Source organism: Delftia sp. NA_296.1 (assembly GCF_052692095.1).
In genome coordinates, this window is record NZ_JBQZGF010000003.1 from 163,193 (window position 1) to 184,011 (window position 20,819).

Consider the following 20,819-nt stretch of genomic DNA (forward strand, 5'->3'; position numbering starts at 1 on the left):
CGGCCCTGAAGATCCGCAGGCGCCGGGGCGGCTTTGCCTCGGTGTGCCTTCTTCCTCTTCCAGATCCGTGTCCATGGACAGCTCCTCCGAACCCGCCGTCGATCAGTCGCGCCTGCAGCGTTTCCTGGGCTACCGCCTCACGCGCGCGGAAATCCACATCCACAAGCTGTTCGCACGGCGCGTGGCCGAACTGGACCTCAAGCCCAGCGAGTTCTCCATCCTGGTGCTGATCCACTCCAATCCCGGCATCTACCTGCGCCAGCTGGGCGAGGCGCTGGACATCTCGCCCTCCAACCTGGTGCCGGTGGTCGAGCGCCTGGTGCAGCGCGGGCTCATCGGGCGCCAGCCCGATCCGCGCGACCGCCGGCTGCAGCAGCTGCACATGACGGCCGAAGGCAGCGCGCTGCAGGCGCGGGCCGAGGGCGTGGTGGTGCAGCTGGAAGACGAGCTGGAGCAACTGCTGACCTCCACCGAGCAGCGCCATCTGTTCGCGGCCCTGGACAAGCTCATGGCCATCCAGGAAAGCCAGCCGGGCTGAACCGCCGCGCCGCCAGCTTTCCAACCCCTGGCCGGCGCCGGCCATGCGGCGCTGCGGCACAATGCCGACCATGCTGATGTACCCGCAGATCGATCCCGTGGCCCTGCAGATCGGGCCCCTCGCCGTGCACTGGTACGGCCTGACCTATCTGGCCGCTTTCGGCCTCTTCCTCTGGCTGGGAACGCGCAGGCTGCGCCACCCGCCCTTCGTGCGCATGCAGGGCGACCGCGCCTGGACGCGCAAGGACGTGGAAGACATTCTTTTCCTGGGCGTGCTCGGCGTGGTCGTCGGCGGCCGGCTGGGCTACTGCCTGTTCTACAAGCCGGGCTACTACCTGAGCCACCCGCTGGAGATCTTCTATGTCTGGCAGGGCGGCATGAGCTTTCATGGCGGCCTGGTCGGCGTGATCGCCTCCATGGTCTGGTTCGCGCGATCGCGGGCCCGCTCCTGGCTGGAGGTGGCCGACTTCGTCGCGCCCTGCGTGCCCACGGGCCTGGCGGCCGGCCGCGTCGGCAACTTCATCAACGGGGAACTGTGGGGCCGCTTCGCCAGCCCCGAGCTGCCCTGGGCCATGGTCTTCCCGCAAAGCGGCTCCATGCTGCCGCGCCACCCCTCGCAGGTCTACCAGTTCCTGCTGGAAGGCCTGCTGCTGTTCGTGCTGCTGTGGCTGTATGCGCGCAAGGAGCACAAGCCGGGCCAGGTGGCGGCGGTCTTCCTCGTCGGCTACGGCGCCTTCCGCTTCATTGCCGAGTACTTCCGCGAGCCCGATGACTTCCTGGGCCTGCTGTCGCTGGGCATGAGCATGGGCCAGTGGCTGTGCGTGCCCATGGTGATCGGCGGCATCGCCATGTGGTTCTGGGCCGCGGGGCGCCCGGCCTATCCTGCCCAGGCGGGCAAGCCGGCCTGAGGCCGGCGGTACGCACGGATACGAAGCGGGCCTGGTGCCCGCTTTGTTTTTTTGTGCAAGGTTGACGCGAGAGGGGACAGGGGCATGCATGGGGATAGCCCGAAGACAAGAACGCGACATCGGCGTACACGGTCTGCCGTGCAGACTCTCATAATGTGAGCAGCAAAAGATTGTCATTGGCCGATTGGCGGCATGACAGTCCCGTGACCGCTTGACATGGAGGAACTTCTGAATGGGTCTGGCTACTGACTGGATTGCCCGCAATGTGTCCCGCTTTCGCAGCACCGATGCGGCTGCGCCTGCAACAAAGTCCGAGGGCGAGGCAGCCAAGGGACCCGCGCCGCGCGGCACGGCACAGCGCCTGCAGGCCACCCTGCGGCGCGGCCAGGAAGTGCTGTCCCCGCGCGAGCTGCGCAAGCTCATGGAAGACCTGCAGGCTGCCGCCGACGCCGGCCTGAGCGATGTCGAGGGCGGCCGCCATGCGCAACTGCTCATGGACTGGTACGCCCAGGCCGAGCTGCCTGCGCACAAGGATTTCTGGGCGCTGATCGTCGAGCAGTTCGGCCCCGATACCGAAGCCCTGATGGCCGCGCGCAAGCGCTATGACACGGCGGCCAGCGATGCCGAGCGCGGCCAGGCCGAGATGGACCTGCGCCGCGCGCTGATGTCGCCGCGCACGCGGCTGCTGCAGCGCTTTGCCCAGCCCCAGGGCGGCATGGGCTTTCTGGTGGACCTGCGCGCCGAACTGCTGGCCCTGCCCAAGGCGGAGCAGCAGCGCTTTTCCGCGCTGGACGCCGAGCTGGAGCATCTGTTTGCCAACTGGTTCGACGTGGCCCTGCTGGAGCTGCGCCGCCTGAGCTGGGACTCGCCGGCCTCGCTGATCGAAAAGCTCATCCAGTACGAGGCCGTGCACGACATCCGCAGCTGGGCCGACCTCAAGAACCGCCTGGACAGCGACCGTCGCTGCTACGGATTCTTCCACCCGCGCATGCCCACCGTGCCGCTGATCTTCGTGGAGGTGGCGCTGGTGGACAAGATGTCCGACAGCATCGCCCCGCTGCTGGACGAGACGGCGGCGGCCGCCGACCTGGGCCGCGCCACCACGGCCATCTTCTACTCCATCAGCAACACCCAGGCCGGCCTGCGCGGCGTGAGCTTTGGCGACTCGCTGATCAAGCATGTGGTGGAGACGCTGACGGGCGAGTTCCCCCGGCTGCGCCATTTCGCCACGCTGTCTCCCATTCCGGGCCTGCGTGCCTGGATCGCCAAGCACGGCGATGCCATCCTGGAGAAGATGGACGAGCGCCAGCGCAAGGCCTTCGAGCTCAAGGCCGGCGGCATGGGCGCCGAGCACCTGCTGGCGGCGCTGGACGCGCCGCAGGATCTCAAGCCCGACGCACCCGTGCGCCGCGCACTGCTGTTCTGCGCTGCCCACTATCTGGGGCGCGAGACGGCCAAGGGCCGGCCGCTGGACCCGGTGGCGCGTTTTCACCTGGGCAACGGCGCGCGCGTGGAGCGGCTCAACTGGGCGGCCGACCTGTCGGCCAAGGGACTCAAGCAGTCGCTGGGGCTGATGGTCAACTACCTCTACGACCTCAAGCGCCTGGACAAGCATCGCGGCCTGCTGGCGCAGGGCCGCATACCGGTGTCCTCGGACATCGAAGCCCTGTGCAAATGAAAAGGGGCGCGGCGCAGGCCGTGCCCCTTTTCTTGCACAGGGACTGCTGCGCCTGACAACGAAGACAGCCTCAAAGAGGCGACAAGGAGACAAGTCATGCAAGCTTCCCACCCCACGGGGCGGCGCGCGGTGTTGCGCGCAGCCGGGGCCTCGATGGCCGCGCTGGCCCTGCCCATGGCAGCCCGCGCGGCGGCGGACTGGCCGTCCAAACCCGTGAACCTGGTCGTGCCGTTTCCGGCCGGCGGGGGCACCGATGCCTTTGCCCGGCCGTTCTCGGCCCAGTTCGCCAAGAGCGCGGGCAAGACCCTGGTGATCGACAACCGCGGCGGCGCAGGCGGCACCCTGGGCGCCAGCTACGCAGCCAAGCTGGCGCCGGACGGCTACAACTTCTTCATGGGCGGCACCCACCATGTGATTGCGCCATCCATGTACCCGCGCCTGGACTATGACCTGGAGCGCGACTTCATCGCGCTGGCCCTGCTGGCCAGCGTGCCCCAGGTGCTGGTGGTCAACCCGCGCAACGTGCCGCACAAGACCGTGCAGGAGCTGCTGTCCGACCTGCGCAAGCGGCCGGGCAAGCTCAACTACGCCTCGGCGGGCGCGGGCACCTCGCACCACCTGGCCGGCGAGCTGTTCAAGCTGCAGACCAATACCTTCATCACCCACATTCCCTATCGGGGCGCAGGCCCGGCGCTGCAGGACCTGATCGCCGGCAATGTGGACATGATGTTCGACGGCCTGGGCTCGTCGGCCCAGCACATCAAGAGCGGTCGCATCCGCGCGCTGATGGTCTCTGGCGACAAGCGCAACCCCGCCTTCCCGGACGTGCCCTGCGCGGCCGAGTCCGGCCTGCCCGACTACACGGTCACGACCTGGTACGGCCTGTGGGCGCCCAAGGGCACGCCGCAGGCCGTGCAGGCCCAGGTCATCGACCAGGTGCAGCGCATAGGCTCGGCCGAAGAGATCAAGTCCATCTGGGCGCGCAACGGCGCCGACTACGGCGGCATGAACCAGCAGCAGTTCGCGGCCATGGTGCATGGCGAGATCGCGCGCTGGGCGCAGGTGGTCAAGGCCTCGGGCGCCAAGCTGGAGTAGCGGACGAGGGGCTGGTCAGGGCAGGGGCAGGGCAGGGGCAGGGCAGGGGCAGGGCGGCGGCATGCGCGTGCATGTCACCACCCTGTCACGGGCCTTCGCTACGGTCCATCCCTTCTGAGATCCATCCTGGGAGGGAATATGAACAAGGCAGACAAGGTCCGCTCGCCCGCATCCGTGCTGCTCGCGCTGGTCCTGGCTTTCGGCACGGCCACGGGCCTGGCAGGCTGCGGCGGCAGCGACGACGGCCCCGAGACCATCGGCTCGCTGCGGCTGATCGGCGACTACAGCATCAGGACCAAGACACTGTTCGACGGCGTGGAGTTCGGCGGCATCTCCGGCCTTGACCGCGCGCCCGATGGCAGCTACTGGGCCATCTCCGATGAGCGCGGCGGCGAGCGTGGCACGCCGCGCTTCTACAACCTGGGCATTCAGTTCGATGACAAGGCCATCCAGGCCGTGACCATCCGCAAGATGGTCACGCTCAAGGGCCGCGACGGCCAGCCGCTGCCCAGCACACGCCGCACCGTGGACCCCGAAGGCATCCGCGTGGCGCCCAACGGCAACCTCTACGTGTCCAGCGAGGGCAACTTCAGCACCGACCCCGCCAGCCTGTTCCAGCCCTTTGTGCGCGAGATCAAGGTCGACGGCAGCTTCGTGCGCGACTTCGAGACGCCTGCGGCCTTCAACTACGTGGACAACACCACCAGCGGAGGGCGCAACAACAAGCTGTTCGAGGCCCTGGCCGTCACGCCCGACGGCAGCGTGTTCACGGCCAACGAGGATGCGCTGGTGGAAGACGGCCCCCTCACCACGCTGGCAGCGGGCAGCGTCATCCGCGTCCTCAAGCTCGATCCGGCCACGGGCAAGTCGGGCGCGCAGTATGCCTACGCATTGCCGAAGATTCCCCTGGACAAGGCCGCCAGCGGCAGCTTTCCGCCGGACAACGGCCTGCCCGAGCTGCTGGCGGTCTCCAACAACGAGTTCATCGCCATCGAGCGCGCCTTTGCCGATGGCGTGGGCAACACCATCCGCCTGACGCGCGCCACCATCGAGCCGGACACCACCGACGTGCGCAGCTTCAAGAGCCTGGTGGGCGCCAGCTACAAGCCCATGAAGCGCGAGCTGCTGCTGGAAATGCCCGTGACCTACCAGGGCGTCAAGCTCGACAACATCGAAGGCATCTCCTGGGGTCCGCGCCTGGCCAACGGCAACCGCACCCTGGTGCTGGTGGCCGACAACAACTTCGCGGACAACCAGGTCACGCAGTTCCTGGCCTTTGAAGTGCGGCCCTGAGCCCTCTTCGGGCTACCTTGACTTGCGCGGGCGTTCGTAGCCCGCCTGCGCGGGCGCGCCCAGCACCATGTCGGTGAAGGCGCTGCCGCCTGCGCAGATGTGCTGGCGCATGGCCTCGGCGGCCACCTCCGCCTGGCCTGCGCAGATGGCGGCCACCACGGTGGCGTGCTCCTGCTGCGAGCGCGCAAGCCGGCCGGGCTTCTCGAACATGCGGCCCCGGTAGGGCGTGATGCGCAGCCGCAGCAGCCGCGTCTGCTCCACGATGAAGTCGTTGCCGCTGGCCTCGTATATCAGTTCGTGCAGCTGCATGTTGGCCTGCACATAGCCTTCGGCATCCTGCGCCTGGGCGCAGGCGGCGGTGTGTGCCAGCGCCGCCTGCAGCCGCTCGCGCAGCTGCGCATGGATGCGCGTGGCAGCCAGCCGGGCCAGCACGCCTTCCAGCTCGGCCAGGCCTTCCATCATGGCCACCAGCTCGCGCGCATCCAGCCGCCGCACATAGATGCCCGAGCGCGGAACGATCTCCACCAGCCCCTTGGCCACCAGCAGCAGCAGCGCCTCGCGCACGGGGGTGCGCGAGGCTCCGAAGCGTTCGCACAGGGCCGGTTCGTCGATGGCGTCGCCGGGCCGCATGGCGCCCGAGCGCAGCTCGTCTTCCAGCGATTGCCGTATACGCTCCTGCAGGCTGGACGTGGCCGGGGTTTTCTCCAATGGCTGCTTGGCTGGAAGCATTTTCTAATTCAAATATATCTGATTGACTGACTGATACATATGACACCCAGACTCGACATCCAGGATCACCTGGCCACCATCACGCTGCAGCGTCCCGAAGCGGCCAACAAGCTGGCCCCGGAGGACCTGGGCGCGTTGGTCGCGCACATGGAGCATATCAACCAGCGCGACGATGTGCGCGTGGTGGTGCTGCGCAGCGAAGGCAAGTACTTTTGCAGTGGTTATGATATATCAGAGATCCAGGGCAGCCAGACCGAGGGCAGCAGCTTCGGCGAGATGGTGGACGCCATCGAACAATGCCGCGCCGTGACCGTGGCGGCCATCCACGGCGGCGTCTACGGCGGTGCCACGGACATGGCCCTGGCCTGCGATTTTCGCGTGGGCAGCACGGCGGCCGAGATGTTCATGCCGGCCGCGCGCCTGGGCCTGCATTTCTACGCGGGCGGGCTGGAGCGCTATGTCTCGCGCCTGGGCCTGGACACGGCCAAGCGGCTGTTCCTGACCTGCGAGCGCATCCAGGCCCCGGAGATGAAGGCCTGCGGATTCCTCACCCATCTGGCCGATCCCGCCGCCTTCGCCGCGGCCGTGGAGCAGCTCACCGGCACGCTGGCCGCCATGGCGCCCATCCCCCTGTTCGGCATGAAAAAGCACCTGAACCTGATCGCGCGCGGCCGCCATGACGTGGCCGAGATCACGCGCGAGGTGCAGCGCAGCATCGCCTCCGAAGACCTGCAGGAAGGCGGCCGGGCCTGGCGCGAGAAACGCAGTCCGGAGTTCAAGGGGCGCTGAACCGCATCCTCCCGCATACACGCAGATTGCCCGTGGTGCTGCCTACCGCCCACAGCCCACGGAACCGGCGCGGCCCAACTCGGGGACACCGAGGAAGGGCCTCTCCCGCACCGAGGGTGTCGTCCCCCTTTGGGGGAAGGCGCGCAGCGACTCAGGGGGTATCAATAAACAGGAGACAAGCCATGTTCAAGCGTTTTGCACTGTCGTTGCTGCTGGCCGGATTGGCCGGTGGCGCGATGGCCCAGTCCTACCCCGCCCGGCCCGTCACGCTGGTCGTGGGATTTCCGCCCGGTGGCGGCGCCGACGCGGTGGCGCGCATCGTGGCCGACAAGGTCGGCAAGATCCTGGGCCAGCCCCTGCTGGTGGACAACCGCCCGGGCGCCGGCACCACGCTGGCCTCCGAGCATGTGGCGCGTGCAGCGCCCGACGGCTACACGCTGCTGCTGGGCAGCGCCAATATCTATGGCTCGGACCAGCTGCTCTACAAGAGCGCGCGCTATGACGGCGCGCGCAACTTCACGGGCATCACGCGCTGGAGTTCGGCCCCCATGCTGCTGGCCGTGCGCAAGGATTTTCCGGGCCAGGGCGTGGGCGACCTGGTGGCGCTGGCGCGCAGCCAGCCCGACAAGCTCAGCTATTCCTCCTCGGGCGCAGGCGTGATCACGCACCTGGCCACGCTGTCGTTCGCGGGCGCCAGCGGCGGGCTGCGCATGCTGCATGTGCCGTTCAAGGGCGGTGCGCCATCGATACAGGCCGTGGCCGCCGGCGATGTGGACCTGACCTTCGGCACGCCGCCCTCGGTGCTGCCGCTGGCCCAGGCGGGCAAGCTGCGCATGCTGGCGGTGAGCACGGCCGAGCGCTCCCCGCTGTTTCCCGAGCTGCCGGGCATGAAGGAGTCCGGCGTGCCGGGTTTTGACTACACGTTCTGGTTCGGCCTGTTCGCCCCGGCGGGCCTGCCCGAGGAGGTGGCCAGGAAGCTGTTCGATGCCAGCACCAAGGCCCTGGAAGACCCCGATGTGAAGGCCAGGCTGGCCAAGCAGGGCAATCTGGCAGCGCCCTCGGCATCCCTTGAGGAATTCCGTGCCTGGGCCTTGAAGGAAGGGCAGGAGTCCAAGGCCTTGACCCAGCGTTCCGGCGCCGGATTGCAGTGAATATGAATGAGCAAACCATGAATGAACAAGCCACGGGCCTGCCGCTGGAAGGCCTTACCGTCATCGACCTCACGCGCGTGCTGGCCGGACCCATGTGCACTCAGATGCTGGCCGACCTGGGCGCGCGCGTGATCAAGGTGGAGCAGCCCGGCACGGGCGACGATGCGCGCGGCATCGGGCCGTTTGTGGACGGGGGCTCGGCCTATTTCCTGTCGGTGAACCGCAACAAGGAATCCATTGCGCTGGACCTCAAGCAGCCGCAGGACCGCGAGGTCTTCGAGCGCCTGCTGCAAGGCGCCGATGTGCTGGTCGAGAACTTCCGCCCCGGCACCATGGACAAGCTCGGCTATGGCTGGGAGACCCTGCATGTGCGCCATCCCCGGCTGGTGATGACGTCGGTCTCTGGCTTTGGCCAGACGGGGCCCTACAGCGGCTTTCCTGCCTACGACATGGTGGTGCAGGCCATGAGCGGAATGATGAGCGTGACCGGCCACCCGGGCGCCGGGCCCTGCCGCGTAGGCGTGTCCATCGGCGACCTGGGCGCGGGGCTGTATGCCGTCATCGGCACGCAGGCTGCGCTCATGCGCCGCGCCCGCACGGGGCAGGGCGAGCGTGTCGATGTCTCCATGCTCGACTGCCAGGTGGCCCTGCTGGAGAACCCCGTGGCGCGGCTCGGTGCGCTGGGCAGCGTGCCGGGGCCCATGGGTACGCGGCATCCGTCCATGGCACCCTTCGATGTGTTCGCGGCGCAGGACGGCTGGTTCGTCATCGCCGTGGGCAGCGATGCGCTGTTCCGCAAGCTGTGCAGCCTGCTGCAATTGCCCGAACTGGCCGGGGACGCGCGCTTTGCCGGCAATGCCCTGCGCTGCGAGCACCAGGCCGAACTCAAGGCCGCGCTGGAGGCGCGCCTGCGGGACAGTCCCAGGGCGCATTGGCTGCGCCTGCTCACTGATAATGGCATCCCGGCGGGGGAGTACAACAGCGTGGCCGATGTCGTCGAGCACCCCCAGGTGCGCGAGCGCGGCATGCTGGCCCAGGTGCAGGCCCCCGGTGGCCAGACGCTGCGCGTGGCGGGCAACCCCTTGCTGGCCGCGTGCGATCAGCCCCTGGTGCGCAGGCAGCCGCCCGCGCTGGACGCGGACCGCGAGCGCATCCTGCGCGAGCTGTCCGTGGCGCAGCCTTCGCCCAACCATGAACGTGCCTGAGATTTCCCTGCTTCCCGCGGACTCTTCCTTCTTCTTCACAGCCATGACCAACCGCAATCTGTTCGCTGCCTTGCGCGCCGCCTTTCCCCAGGATCTGCAGAAGTGGGCCGTAGAGGCCATAGGCGCGGACGGCGCCAGCCTGTTCTACAGCTGGGCCGACCTGGACCGTGGCAGCGCGCGCATGGCCAACCTGCTGCAGTCGCTGCAACTGCCGCCCGCCAGCCGCATCGCCGTGCAGGTGGAAAAGTCGGTCGAGGCGCTGATGCTCTATCTGGCCACGCTGCGCAGCGGCCATGTCTTCCTGCCGCTGAACACGGCCTACCAGAGCGCCGAGATCGAATACTTCGTGGGCAATGCCGAGCCCGCCGTCGTGGTCTGCGCGCCGGGCAATTTCGGCTGGGTCTCCAAGATCGCCTTCACCTCGGGCGTGGCCCATGTCTACACCCTGGGCGACGACCGCAGCGGCACGCTGCTGGAACGCGCGGCCCACCATGGCGACGAGCATGAGGTGGTGGAGCGCAGCGAGGACGACCTGGCCGCCATCCTCTACACCAGCGGCACCACGGGCCGCAGCAAGGGGGCGATGCTCACGCACGGCAACATGCTGTCCAACGCCGAGACGCTCAAGGACTACTGGGGCTGGCAGGACGGCGACGTGCTCATCCACGCGCTGCCCATCTTCCATGTGCACGGCCTGTTCGTGGCCATCCACGGCGCGCTGATCAATGGCAGCCCCATGATCTGGCTGTCCAAGTTCGAGCCCGGCACGGTGATCTCGCGCATGCGCGACGCCACCGTCTTCATGGGCGTGCCCACGCTCTACGTGCGCATGCTGGCGGACGCGCGGCTCACGCGCGAGGCGGCGGCCCACATGCGGCTGTTCATCTCGGGCTCGGCACCCATGCTGGTGGAGACGCACCGCGACTGGCAGGAGCGCACCGGCCACGTCATCCTGGAGCGATACGGCATGAGCGAGACCATCATGCTGACCTCCAATCCCTACCGCGCCGACGCGCACAACGGCGGCCAGTCCGAGCGCCGCGCCGGCACCGTGGGCTTTGCGCTGCCCGGCGTGGGCGTGCGCATCGTGGACGACGCAGGCGAGCAGGTGCCCGTGGGCGAGATCGGCAACATCCAGGTGCGTGGCCCCAATGTGTTCAAGGGCTACTGGCGCATGCCCGAGAAGACGGCCGAGGAGTTCACGGCCGATGGCTGGTTCCGCACGGGCGACGTGGGCAAGCTCGACGAGCGGGGCTATGTGAGCATCGTGGGCCGCAGCAAGGACCTGATCATCTCGGGCGGCTACAACGTCTATCCGGCCGAGATCGAAGGCTTCATCAACGAGCTGCCCGGCGTGGCCGAAAGCGCCCTGATCGGCGTGCCGCACCCGGACTTCGGCGAAGTGGGCGTGGCCGTGGTCGTGCCGCGCCCCGGTGCCGCCCTGGAGCCCCAGGCGGTGGTCGATGCGCTCAAGGGCCAGCTGGCCAATTTCAAGATTCCCAAGCGCTGCTTCGTAGTGCAGGAGCTGCCGCGCAACACCATGGGCAAGGTGCAGAAGAACCTGCTGCGCGACGAACACAAGCAGCTGTTCGCCTGAGTTGGCGCCAGGGTGCGGATTGCGCCCTGGCCTGATTGAAAAAGCAAAAGGCATCGGCGCCGCCGATGCCTTTTTTTGTGTGGCGGCCGCCGAGGCTGCCGCTACCCTTCAACGCAGGACGAGCACGGGGATATGGGTGTGCGTGAGCACATGCTGCGTCTCGCTGCCCAGCAGCAGGCGCTGCAGGCCCTTGCGTCCGTGCGAGGCCATGACGATGAGATCGCAGTCGCGGCGCTTGGCCACGTCGATCACGCTTTCGGCGACCAGGTCGGACTTGACGATCTCGGTGGTCACGTTGACCTTCAGAGCCTGTCCCTTGGCATGGATGGCATCCAGCACGGTCTGCGCGTTGGAAGTCCACTGGCCTTCGATGCGCTCGATCTGCTTGAGGTCCACGGTCTCGCCGCCCTCGAAGTAGCTGCGCGGATAGTGTTGCACCACCTGGACGACGACGACGCTGGCGCCGCACAGCGCGGCAAGGCCTAGCCCGCTGTCCACGGCCTTGTCGGAAAGCTCGGAACCGTCGGTGGCGATCAGGATGCGGTTGTACATGCGTGCTCCTTTCGTGTGTGCTGATGGATGGGATGAAGTCAGCATAGACCCAACCATGAGTTAACGGTTGATTAATGTCAATACGCTTATCATGCGGCCCGATTACGCTAAGAACCATGCCCCACACCACGATAGCCCCATCCAGCGAGGCGGCAGTGGCGGCGCTTGATTCAGGCCCCTCGCCCTCGCAGCAGGCCACCGCCCGGCTGCTGGATGATCCGCAGGAGTGGAGTTCGTTCGGACGGCCCGCAGGCCCCGCAACTCCCGCCGACCCTTCCAAGGAACCCACCGACTTTCCCGCCTGGGATTCGCACGTCGTTCTGGAAGGAATGCACTGTGCCGCATGCGCCCTGACCATCGAGGATGCGCTGCGTGCCGTGCCCGGAGTGGAGAAGGCCGAAGTCAGTGCTGCCACGCGCCGCGCCCGTGTCACCTGGCGCCACGCGCAGGTGCTTCCCTCCGAGTGGATGGAGGCCGTGCGGCGCGCCGGCTACCAGGCGCTTCCCGCACGCGATGCCTTTGCGCGCGAGCGTCGCCAGGCCGAGAGCCGCCGGGCGCTGTGGCGCTGGCTGGTGGCCGGCTTTTGCATGATGCAGGTGATGATGTATGCGTGGCCCGCCTACGTGGCCCGCCCCGGCGACCTGTCGCAGGAGATGGAGACGCTGCTGCGCTGGGCCTCCTGGGTCATCTCGCTGCCCGTGGTGCTGTTTTGCTGCGGCCCCTTCTTCTCCAGCGCGCTGCGCGACATACGCCAGCGCCGCGTGAGCATGGACCTGCCCGTGGCCCTGGGCATGCTGATCACCTTCGTGATCAGTTCGCTGGGCACCTTCGATCCTTCGGGGCCCTTCGGCGAGGAAGTCTTCTACGACTCGCTGACCATGTTCGTCTTCTTCCTGCTGTCCGGCCGCTGGCTGGAGTTGCGCCTGCGCGACCGCACGGCCGGCGCGCTGGAAGCGGTGATGAACCGCCTGCCCGATGCCGTGCTGCGCGAGAACGCAGCCGGCCATTTCGAGCGCGTGGCCACGCGCCGCCTGCGGGCGGGCGACCGGGTGCGCGTGCTCAGTGGCGAGGCCTTCCCGGCCGACGGCACCATCGTGCGCGGCCGCACCCATGCCGACGAGGCCCTGCTCACCGGCGAGTCCACGCCCGTGCTGCGTGCCGAGGGCGATACCGTCACGGCCGGCAGCTACAACCTGGATGCCGTGGTCGATGTGCGCGTGGATGGCGTGGGCGCCGATACGCGCTTCGCCCAGATCGTGGGCCTGATGGAAAGCGCCTCGCTGCAAAAGCCGCGCCTGGCCCAGCTGGCCGACAAGGTGGCGCGGCCGTTTCTCGTCGTGGTGCTGCTGGCTGCGCTGGGCGCCGCCATCTGGTGGTGGCCCACCGATCCCGGCAAGGCCATGATGGTGGCGGTGGCCGTGCTCATCGTCACCTGCCCCTGCGCGCTGTCGCTGGCCACGCCCGTGGCCATGCTCACCGCCGCCGGCACGCTGGCGCGCAGCGGCGTGCTGGTGCGCAACCTGCAGGGCCTGGAGGCGCTGGCCGCCGTGGACACCCTGGTGTTCGACAAGACCGGCACGCTCACGCGCGATGGCCTGGCCCTGTCGTCCTTCGAGCCTGCTGCGGGCGAAGATGCCGACGAAGTGCTGGCACTGGCGGCGCTGCTGGCGCGCCAGTCCATCCACCCGGCCTCGCGCGCCATTGCGCAGGCTGGCGCCGATGCCGCCACCGACTGGAAGCTGGACACCATGCAGGAAATGGCCGGCCTGGGCCTGGACGCCTGGGTGCAGCGCCCCGGCGCGCGCCGCCATCTGCGGCTGGGCTCGGCCCTGCACGCAGGCCTGGCCGGGGAGCAGCCCGTGCAGGGGGTGCTGCTGGCCGAGGAGACCTCGCAGGGCTGGCACACGCTGGCCCGCTTCGTCCTCAGCGAGGACGTGCGGCCCGAGGCCGCCGCCGTGGTGCAGGCGCTGCACCGGCATGGCGTGCAGGTGATGCTGCTGTCCGGCGACCGCGAGGACGCGGCCCGCGCCATGGCGGCGCGCGTGGGCATCACCCAGGCCGAAGGCGGCTGCAGCCCGCAGGACAAGCTGGAGCGCCTGCAGCAGGCGCAGGCTGCCGGCCACCAGGTGGCCATGGTGGGCGACGGCCTCAACGACGGCCCAGTTTTAGCTGGAGCGCATGTCTCTTTTGCTTTTGGTAGAGCAGTGCCCCTGGCACAATCGCGCGCAGATTTCGTTGTTCTGGGTGACAGCCTGGAACTGGTACTCCAGGCATGCCTGTTGTCGCGCCGCACGCTGCAGGTGGTGCGCCAGAACATGGCCTGGGCAGCCGCTTACAACGCGGTGTCGATTCCGCTGGCCCTGGCGGGCTTCATGCCTGCCTGGGTGGCCGGCCTGGGAATGGCACTGAGTTCGCTGCTGGTGGTGATGAATGCCGCGCGCCTTGCGCGCAGCCTGCCACTGGCTGCAACGAAACACACGGGCACGCCTGCTGCGCCCGCAGCGTCCGTCGCGATGAAGACGGGCTCCACCGCAACGGTGGGGAGGTAGAACTTGAAACACCCCCTGAGCGGCTGCGCCGCTTCCCCCTCTCTTTCTCGCTTCGCGAGGGAGGGGGACGGCGCCCTCGCTGCGGGGCGGCCCTTGCTCGGCGCCCTTTGTTGGCGGGGCGCCGGTGTTGGGCGCAGTGGGTGGCGCGTCAGCGCCACGGGGAACTGACCATGGATATTTTGTATTTGCTGATCCCGCTGTCGGTGGTGCTGGTGCTGGCCATCCTTGCGGCCCTGTGGTGGGCCGTGTATCGCGGGCAGTTCGAGAGTGTGGAGCAAGAGGGTGAGCGCATTCTTCGGGACGATTGACGTGGGTCAACACGCCCGGGAGCGAAGAACGTAACACTTTGATAGCAATCTAAGGGGTGCACGATGGATAGTTCAAATAAAAACGCTGTCTATTACGACGATTCCGTCGTAAGGCAGTTCTCTATCATGGCCGTCGTCTGGGGGGTGGTAGGCATGGCTGTCGGGGTGTTGATCGCCTCGCAGCTGGCCTGGCCGGAACTCAACTTCGGCATTCCATGGCTGAGCTACGGGCGCCTGCGTCCGCTGCACACGAACGCCGTGATCTTTGCCTTTGGCGGATCGGCGCTGTTCGCAACCAGCTACTACGTGGTGCAGCGCACCTGCCAGACGCGGCTGTTCATGCCCAAGCTGGCCAGCCTGACCTTCTGGGGCTGGCAGATCGTCATTCTCGCCGCCGCCATCAGCCTGCCGCTGGGCTACACCCAGGGCAAGGAGTACGCCGAGCTGGAGTGGCCGATCGACCTGCTGATCGCCGTGACCTGGGTCTCGTATGCCATCGTGTTCTTCGGAACCATCGGCATCCGCAAGGTCCGTCACATCTACGTGGCCAACTGGTTCTTCGGCGCCTTCATCATCGCCGTGGCGCTGCTGCACATCGTCAACAGCGCAGCCATTCCGGCCGGCTGGATGAAGAGCTACTCGGCCTACGCCGGCGTGCAGGACGCGATGGTGCAGTGGTGGTACGGCCATAACGCCGTGGGCTTCTTCCTGACCGCAGGCTTCCTGGGCATGATGTATTACTTCATCCCCAAGCAGGCTGGCCGTCCGGTCTACAGCTACCGCCTGTCCATCGTCCACTTCTGGGCGCTGATCTTCACCTACATGTGGGCGGGTCCTCACCACCTGCACTACACCGCGCTGCCCGACTGGACGCAGTCCGTGGGCATGGTGTTCTCGCTGATCCTGCTGGCTCCCAGCTGGGGCGGCATGATCAACGGCGTGATGACGCTGTCGGGCGCATGGCACAAGCTGCGCGACGACCCCATCCTGCGCTTCCTGATCGTGTCGCTGTCGTTCTACGGCATGTCCACGTTCGAAGGTCCGATGATGTCCATCAAGACCGTCAACGCGCTGTCGCACTACACGGACTGGACCGTGGGCCACGTTCACTCGGGCGCCCTGGGCTGGGTGGGCCTGATCACCATGGGCTCGCTGTACTACCTGATCCCGCGCCTGTTCGGCAAGACCAAGATGCACTCGGTGGGCGCCATCGAACTGCACTTCTGGATGGCCACCATCGGCATCGTGCTGTACATCGCCGCGATGTGGATCGCCGGTGTGATGCAGGGCCTGATGTGGCGCGCCGTCAATCCCGATGGCACGCTGACCTACACCTTCGTCGAAAGCGTCAAGGCCAGCTATCCGTTCTACGTGATCCGCGTGGCCGGTGGCCTGCTGTACCTGGGCGGCATGCTGGTCATGCTGTGGAACACCTGGAAGACCGCGATCTCGGGCCGTTCGGTGAAGGTGGCCGTGCCTGCCGTCGTGGCCCACGCCTGAGCGTCTAGGAGCATTACTCATGTCCGATCACAACAATAGCGCTCCCAAGAGCTTTTCCCACGAGAAGGTGGAAACCAACAATTTCCTGCTGATCGTGCTGACCCTGCTGGTGGTCGCCGTCGGCGGCATGGTGGAAATCGTTCCGCTGTTCTTCCAGAAGTCGACCACGGAAGCGGTGGCGGGCCTCAAGCCCTACACGCCGCTGCAGCTGATGGGCCGCGACGTCTATCTGCGCGAGGGCTGCTACAACTGCCACTCGCAGATGATCCGCCCCTTCCGCGCCGAGACCATGCGCTACGGCCACTACTCGGTGGCTGGCGAGTTCGTCTATGACCACCCCTTCCAGTGGGGTTCCAAGCGCACGGGTCCCGACCTGCACCGCGTGGGCGGCAAGTACAGCGACGAATGGCATCGCATCCACCTGAACAACCCGCGCGACGTGGTGCCCGAGTCCAACATGCCTGCCTACACCTGGCTGGAAAAGAACAAGGTGGATGACACCGTGGTCGCCCAGCACATGAGCGCGCTGCGCAAGGTGGGCGTGCCCTACAGCGACGAGGAAATCAGCGGCGCTGCCGAGCAGGTCAAGGGCAAGACGGAAATGGACGCCGTCATCGCCTACCTGCAGGTCCTGGGCCGTTCGGTCAAGTAAAGGAGAGCGACATGGACATCACCACCATGCGCATCGTGGCCACGCTGGCCTCGCTGGCCTGCTTCATCGGCATCTGGTGGTGGGCGTTCGCCCGCCGCAACCAGGCCCGTTTCGACGAGGCCGCCCAGCTGCCGTTCGAGCAAGACTGAGTCCCTCCACCAGAACGAGAACTTCCCATGAGCGATTTCGTAAACAACTTCTGGTCGATCTATGTCACGGCGATCACGCTGGGCGGCATCATCGGCTGCCTGCTGCTGCTGTATCTCACCGCACGCAAGAAGGTGGTCCCCTCGGCCGACAACACCACGGGCCACGTCTGGGACGAGGACCTGCGCGAGCTGAACAACCCCATGCCCAAGTGGTGGATGTGGCTGTTCATCATCACCTCGGTGTTCGGCTTCGCCTACCTGGCGGCCTATCCGGGCCTGGGCTCGTTCGCGGGCAAGCTGGGCTGGACGCAGCTGGGCGCCTATGAAAACGAGATGGCCAAGGCCCGCGCGGACCTGGAGCCGCTGTACGCCAAGTTCACGAGCATGAGCACCGAAGACATGGCCAAGGATCCCCAGGCCATGGCCATCGGCGAGCGCCTGTTCATGAACAACTGCGCACAGTGCCACGGCTCGGATGCACGCGGCGGCAAGAGCTTCCCCAACCTGACCGATGGCGACTGGCTGCATGGCGGCACGCCCGAGAAGATCAGGGAAACCATCACGGGTGGCCGCATCGGCATCATGCCGCCCATGGCCGCTGCCGTCGGCACGCCCGACGATGTGCGCAACCTCTCGCACTATGTGCTGAGCCTGTCGGGCAGCCCGCACGACTCGCTCAAGGCCTCGCTGGGCAAGTCCAAGTTCACGGCCTGCGCAGCCTGCCACGGCATGGACGGCAAGGGCAACCAGGCTCTGGGCGCGCCCAACCTGACCGATGACATCTGGCTGCACGGCTGGGGCGAGGCCGCCATCACGGCCATGATCAACAACGGCAAGCACAACGAGATGCCTGCCCAGAAGGACAAGCTGACCGAGGCGCAGATCGCGGTGCTTGCTTCCTATGTCTGGGGCATGTCGCACAAAGACGGCGCAGTCCGTCAGTAAGCACAGGGGCGGCGCTGCGGCGCCGCCTTTTTGCGTTTTGAGTTTTCAGATATTTCAAAAAAACAAAGGAACCCACCATGAAGCCCGAGAGCGGGGATGACACCGGGAAGCCTCCCCGCAAAGTCATTCCGATCACGCCGGCCACGCCTGATCCGGGCGAGCTGGTGTCGATGTTCGAGTCGGAAAAGAAGGTCTACCCGCGCTCCATCAGCGGTGTCTTCGCACGCTGGCGATGGGCCCTGGTGTTTCTCACCCAACTGGTTTTCTACGGCCTGCCCTGGCTGGAGTGGGGCCAGCGCCAGATGGTGCTGTTCGACCTCGGAACGCGGCGCTTCTATCTCTTCGGGCTGGTGCTGTACCCGCAGGACTTCATCTACCTGGCTGGCCTGCTGATCATCTCGGCGCTGGCATTGTTCCTGTTCACGGCCGTGGCCGGGCGCCTGTGGTGCGGCTTCTCGTGCCCGCAGACGGTCTACACCGAGATCTTCATGTGGGTGGAGCGCAAGGTCGAAGGCGACCGCAGCGCGCGCATGCGGCTGGACAAGAACGGCTGGACCTTCGAGAAGGCCTGGAAGAAGTCGCTCAAGCAGTTGCTGTGGATCGCCATTGCGCTGTGGACCGGCTTCACCTTCGTGGGCTACTTCGTGCCCATCCGCGAGCTGGGCGGCGAGCTGCTGGCGCTGCAGGGCAGCTGGCAGATGTTCTGGGTGCTGTTCTACGGCTTTGCCACCTATGGCAACGCGGGCTACATGCGCGAGCAGGTCTGCAAGTACATGTGTCCCTATGCGCGCTTTCAGAGCGCCATGTTCGACCGGGACACCATGATCGTCAGCTACGACACGGGCCGGGGCGAGCCGCGTGCACCGCGCACCAAGAAGGTGGACTACAAGGCCCAGGGCCTGGGCGACTGCATCGACTGCAAGATGTGCGTGCAGGTCTGCCCCGTGGGCATCGACATCCGCAACGGTCTGCAATACGAATGCATTGGCTGCGGCCTGTGCATAGACGCCTGCAATTCCATCATGGACAAGATGGAGTACCCGCGCGGCCTGATCCGCCTGACCACGCAGAACGCCATGGCCGGCCTGTGGCGGCGTGCCCAGGTGCTGCGCCGCATCTTCCGTCCGCGCGTGCTGATCTACTCGGCCGTGCTGATCGGCTTGAGCGTGGCCATGATCGTGAGCCTGGCGCTGCGCCAGTCGGTCAAGGTGGACGTGATCCGCGACCGCGCCTCGCTGTCGCGCATCGTGGCGGGCGGCAAGCTGGAGAATGTCTACCGCCTGCAGATCATGAATGCCACCGAGCAGGCCCAGCGCTACCGCATCAGCGCCCATGGCCTCGATGGGCTGGAGCTGGCGTCCGAGCAGGAAGTCGAGGTCGGCCCGGCCGAGACGCGCGGCATTGCGGCGCGCCTGCAGATTCCCTACGGTTCGGCCGAGCCGGGCTCGCACACCGTATTCTTCGATATCGATGCCGTGCATTCGGGCGCGGGACGCGCGTCCGAAAAGGCCGTCTTCCTGGTGCCCCGGTGATGTTCCTGGCAGGCGCGGCACGGTCCGCGCCTGCCGCCTGAAAGAAAGAGGTTTCCCATGTCTTCCAGTCCCGCAGTGTCCGCGCCCGCGCAGGCTCCCTCGCACCCCGACGCCGGCAAGCCCTGGTGGAAGTTCGGCCATGTCTGGCTGGTGGTGGCCGGCCCGGCGGCCGTGGTGGTCGCTGCCGTGATCACGGCCATCATCGCCATCAACGGCGCCGATCCCGTGATCGATCCCGACTACTACCGCAACGGCATCACGATCAACGAGCGTGCCGATGGCGTGCGCGAAGTGCCCAAGAGCATGGCGCCCGCCGTCACCGGCCGCAACCATGCGGCCACGCCCGCGCACGATCACCCCACGGACCGCTGATCGCCGTGCACCCCTGCAAGAGGCCGCAGTCGCGGCCTTTTTGCATGGCGGATCGCATCTCCGGCATGCGCGACGGGTGAGGGTTTCCTACAGGCGTGCAGGGCGCTGCGGGGCTTGGCGCCATGCGTTGGCGCGGCGCACAATGAAGTCGACCCCTCGACAGCACAAGGAGATCGCTGATGTTGGCCCAACGCTGGATGTGGATTGCCTGGCCTGCCTTTCTGGCAGCCGCCGTGATGGAGATGCTGGTTTTTGCCTTTGTGGACCCGCTGGAGCTGCATTGGCTCGGCGACCTGGGCTGGTCGCGCCAGGGCATTTACACGCTGGCCTTCTTCGCCTTCTGGGGCGTGACCATGCTCTCCAGCCTGATGACCACCATGCTGGGCCGCTCGGCCCGTGATCTCAATGACGGCGTGGTCTCCGAGCCCGACCCGGACCTGGCCATGCAGGGGCTGGGGCGGGACTGATCGAGAGCCCGCCGCAATGAACAAGGCCCGCGACAGCGGGCCTTGTTCATTGGCGGATGAATGCTTACTGCCCTTGCAGCCTCACTGGCACTGCTGGCTGTTGACGATGCGCTTGAGCGCCTCCGTGTCCAGGATGCGCAGATGGCGCTGGCGCACCTCGATGATGTTGTCGTCCGCGAACTTGGAGAAGGTGCGGCTCACCGTCTCCAGCTTCAGGCCCAGGTAGCTGCCGATTTCCTCGCGCGTCATGCGCAGTACCAGTTCGGACTTGGAAAAGCCCCGCGCATGCAGGCGCTGCACCAGGTTGAGCACGAAGGCGGCCAGGCGCTCCTCGGCGCGCATGCTGCCCAGCAGCAGCATCACGCCGTGCTCGCGCACGATCTCGCGGCTCATGACCTTGTGCACATGGTTTTGCAGGGCCGTGACCTCGCGCGACAGGTCTTCCAGCTTGTCGAAGGGCATGACGCAGACTTCGGCGTCTTCCAGCGCGACGGCATCGCAGGTGTGGTGGTCGTTGACGATGCCGTCCAGGCCGATGATCTCGCCGGCCATCTGAAAGCCTGTGACCTGGTCGCGTCCGTCCTCGGTGGCCACGCAGGTCTTGAAGAAGCCGGTGCGGATGGCGTACAGCGAGGTGAATGTCTCGCCGTTGCGAAACAGCAGGCCTCCGCGCTTGACCTTGCGGCGCGTGGCCACGATGTCGTCGATGCGCTGCATCTGCTCGGCATCCAGGCCCATGGGCATGCACAGTTCGCGCAGGTTGCAGTTGGAGCAGGAGGCTTTGATGGTCTGAAGGTTCATGGAGTGATAA

General features: G+C 66.8%; 21 protein-coding genes. 18 read left to right on the forward strand and 3 right to left on the reverse strand.

Going from position 1 to position 20,819, the window contains the following annotated elements; genetic code table 11:
- Positions 1-73: 73 nt before the first annotated feature.
- The 5 genes from ACUTR7_RS08575 (at position 74) to ACUTR7_RS08595 (ending at position 5,511) form a co-directional block, all read left to right on the forward strand.
- Positions 74-538, forward strand: a complete 465-nt coding sequence (locus tag ACUTR7_RS08575; RefSeq protein ID WP_034391791.1) for a MarR family winged helix-turn-helix transcriptional regulator — start codon at positions 74-76, stop codon at positions 536-538.
- Between the two features lie 61 nt (positions 539-599).
- Positions 600-1,445, forward strand: coding sequence for a prolipoprotein diacylglyceryl transferase (gene lgt / locus ACUTR7_RS08580; RefSeq protein ID WP_225614206.1), 846 nt, complete (start codon positions 600-602; stop codon positions 1,443-1,445).
- Positions 1,446-1,677: 232 nt separating this feature from the next.
- Positions 1,678-3,123: a malonyl-CoA decarboxylase gene (locus tag ACUTR7_RS08585; protein WP_373785507.1), complete on the forward strand. Its 1,446-nt coding sequence runs from the start codon at positions 1,678-1,680 to the stop codon at positions 3,121-3,123.
- 96 nt (positions 3,124-3,219) lie between these two features.
- The gene (locus ACUTR7_RS08590) at positions 3,220-4,218 is read left to right on the forward strand and encodes a Bug family tripartite tricarboxylate transporter substrate binding protein (RefSeq protein WP_012204613.1); all 999 of its coding nucleotides are present in this window, start codon (positions 3,220-3,222) and stop codon (positions 4,216-4,218) included.
- Positions 4,219-4,356: 138 nt separating this feature from the next.
- The gene (locus tag ACUTR7_RS08595; RefSeq protein ID WP_445608600.1) at positions 4,357-5,511 is read left to right on the forward strand and encodes an esterase-like activity of phytase family protein; all 1,155 of its coding nucleotides are present in this window, start codon (positions 4,357-4,359) and stop codon (positions 5,509-5,511) included.
- A gap of 12 nt (positions 5,512-5,523) precedes the next feature.
- Here ACUTR7_RS08595 and ACUTR7_RS08600 read toward each other — a convergent pair whose 3' ends face one another.
- Positions 5,524-6,240 carry a GntR family transcriptional regulator gene (locus ACUTR7_RS08600; RefSeq protein ID WP_013803234.1) on the reverse strand — a complete coding sequence of 239 codons (717 nt, stop codon included), beginning with the start codon at positions 6,238-6,240 and terminating at the stop codon, positions 5,524-5,526.
- A 39-nt stretch (positions 6,241-6,279) separates the two neighbouring features.
- Here ACUTR7_RS08600 and ACUTR7_RS08605 point away from each other — a divergent pair, with 39 nt between their 5' ends.
- From ACUTR7_RS08605 to ACUTR7_RS08620, 4 genes are all read left to right on the forward strand, one after another.
- On the forward strand, positions 6,280-7,029 hold the full coding sequence (locus ACUTR7_RS08605) for an enoyl-CoA hydratase/isomerase family protein (protein WP_445608601.1): 750 nt from the start codon (positions 6,280-6,282) through the stop codon (positions 7,027-7,029).
- Positions 7,030-7,211: 182 nt separating this feature from the next.
- Positions 7,212-8,180: a Bug family tripartite tricarboxylate transporter substrate binding protein gene (locus ACUTR7_RS08610; protein ID WP_012204617.1), complete on the forward strand. Its 969-nt coding sequence runs from the start codon at positions 7,212-7,214 to the stop codon at positions 8,178-8,180.
- A gap of 17 nt (positions 8,181-8,197) precedes the next feature.
- On the forward strand, positions 8,198-9,385 hold the full coding sequence (locus ACUTR7_RS08615; protein WP_445608602.1) for a CaiB/BaiF CoA transferase family protein: 1,188 nt from the start codon (positions 8,198-8,200) through the stop codon (positions 9,383-9,385).
- Between the two features lie 43 nt (positions 9,386-9,428).
- Positions 9,429-10,982, forward strand: coding sequence for a malonate--CoA ligase (locus ACUTR7_RS08620; RefSeq protein WP_445608603.1), 1,554 nt, complete (start codon positions 9,429-9,431; stop codon positions 10,980-10,982).
- 108 nt (positions 10,983-11,090) lie between these two features.
- Here the strand turns inward: ACUTR7_RS08620 and ACUTR7_RS08625 are convergent, their stop codons facing one another.
- Positions 11,091-11,534: a universal stress protein gene (locus ACUTR7_RS08625; RefSeq protein WP_012204620.1), complete on the reverse strand. Its 444-nt coding sequence runs from the start codon at positions 11,532-11,534 to the stop codon at positions 11,091-11,093.
- Between the two features lie 116 nt (positions 11,535-11,650).
- Between ACUTR7_RS08625 and ACUTR7_RS08630 the strand changes: the two genes are divergently transcribed.
- From ACUTR7_RS08630 to ACUTR7_RS08670, 9 genes are all read left to right on the forward strand, one after another.
- On the forward strand, positions 11,651-14,083 hold the full coding sequence (locus ACUTR7_RS08630; RefSeq protein WP_445608604.1) for a heavy metal translocating P-type ATPase: 2,433 nt from the start codon (positions 11,651-11,653) through the stop codon (positions 14,081-14,083).
- A gap of 170 nt (positions 14,084-14,253) precedes the next feature.
- Entirely contained in the window at positions 14,254-14,391 is a 138-nt protein-coding gene (gene ccoS, locus ACUTR7_RS08635) for a cbb3-type cytochrome oxidase assembly protein CcoS (protein WP_013803228.1), read from the forward strand.
- Positions 14,392-14,454: 63 nt separating this feature from the next.
- Entirely contained in the window at positions 14,455-15,891 is a 1,437-nt protein-coding gene (ccoN, locus tag ACUTR7_RS08640; protein WP_063326627.1) for a cytochrome-c oxidase, cbb3-type subunit I, read from the forward strand.
- Between the two features lie 19 nt (positions 15,892-15,910).
- A complete protein-coding gene (gene ccoO / locus ACUTR7_RS08645; protein ID WP_012204624.1) occupies positions 15,911-16,543 on the forward strand; it encodes a cytochrome-c oxidase, cbb3-type subunit II in 633 nt (210 codons plus the stop codon).
- 11 nt (positions 16,544-16,554) lie between these two features.
- The gene (locus ACUTR7_RS08650; protein ID WP_012204625.1) at positions 16,555-16,692 is read left to right on the forward strand and encodes a cbb3-type cytochrome oxidase subunit 3; all 138 of its coding nucleotides are present in this window, start codon (positions 16,555-16,557) and stop codon (positions 16,690-16,692) included.
- Between the two features lie 27 nt (positions 16,693-16,719).
- Positions 16,720-17,637: a cytochrome-c oxidase, cbb3-type subunit III gene (ccoP, locus tag ACUTR7_RS08655; protein WP_012204626.1), complete on the forward strand. Its 918-nt coding sequence runs from the start codon at positions 16,720-16,722 to the stop codon at positions 17,635-17,637.
- Positions 17,638-17,714: 77 nt separating this feature from the next.
- Positions 17,715-19,169 carry a cytochrome c oxidase accessory protein CcoG gene (ccoG, locus tag ACUTR7_RS08660; protein WP_013803227.1) on the forward strand — a complete coding sequence of 485 codons (1,455 nt, stop codon included), beginning with the start codon at positions 17,715-17,717 and terminating at the stop codon, positions 19,167-19,169.
- Positions 19,170-19,226: 57 nt separating this feature from the next.
- The gene (locus ACUTR7_RS08665; RefSeq protein ID WP_012204628.1) at positions 19,227-19,541 is read left to right on the forward strand and encodes a FixH family protein; all 315 of its coding nucleotides are present in this window, start codon (positions 19,227-19,229) and stop codon (positions 19,539-19,541) included.
- 179 nt (positions 19,542-19,720) lie between these two features.
- Positions 19,721-20,008 carry a hypothetical protein gene (locus ACUTR7_RS08670; RefSeq protein ID WP_013803226.1) on the forward strand — a complete coding sequence of 96 codons (288 nt, stop codon included), beginning with the start codon at positions 19,721-19,723 and terminating at the stop codon, positions 20,006-20,008.
- A gap of 81 nt (positions 20,009-20,089) precedes the next feature.
- On the opposite strand, the gene fnr is transcribed toward ACUTR7_RS08670, so the two are convergent.
- Positions 20,090-20,809, reverse strand: coding sequence for a fumarate/nitrate reduction transcriptional regulator Fnr (gene fnr / locus ACUTR7_RS08675; protein ID WP_034391808.1), 720 nt, complete (start codon positions 20,807-20,809; stop codon positions 20,090-20,092).
- Between the last annotated feature and the right edge of the window lie 10 nt (positions 20,810-20,819).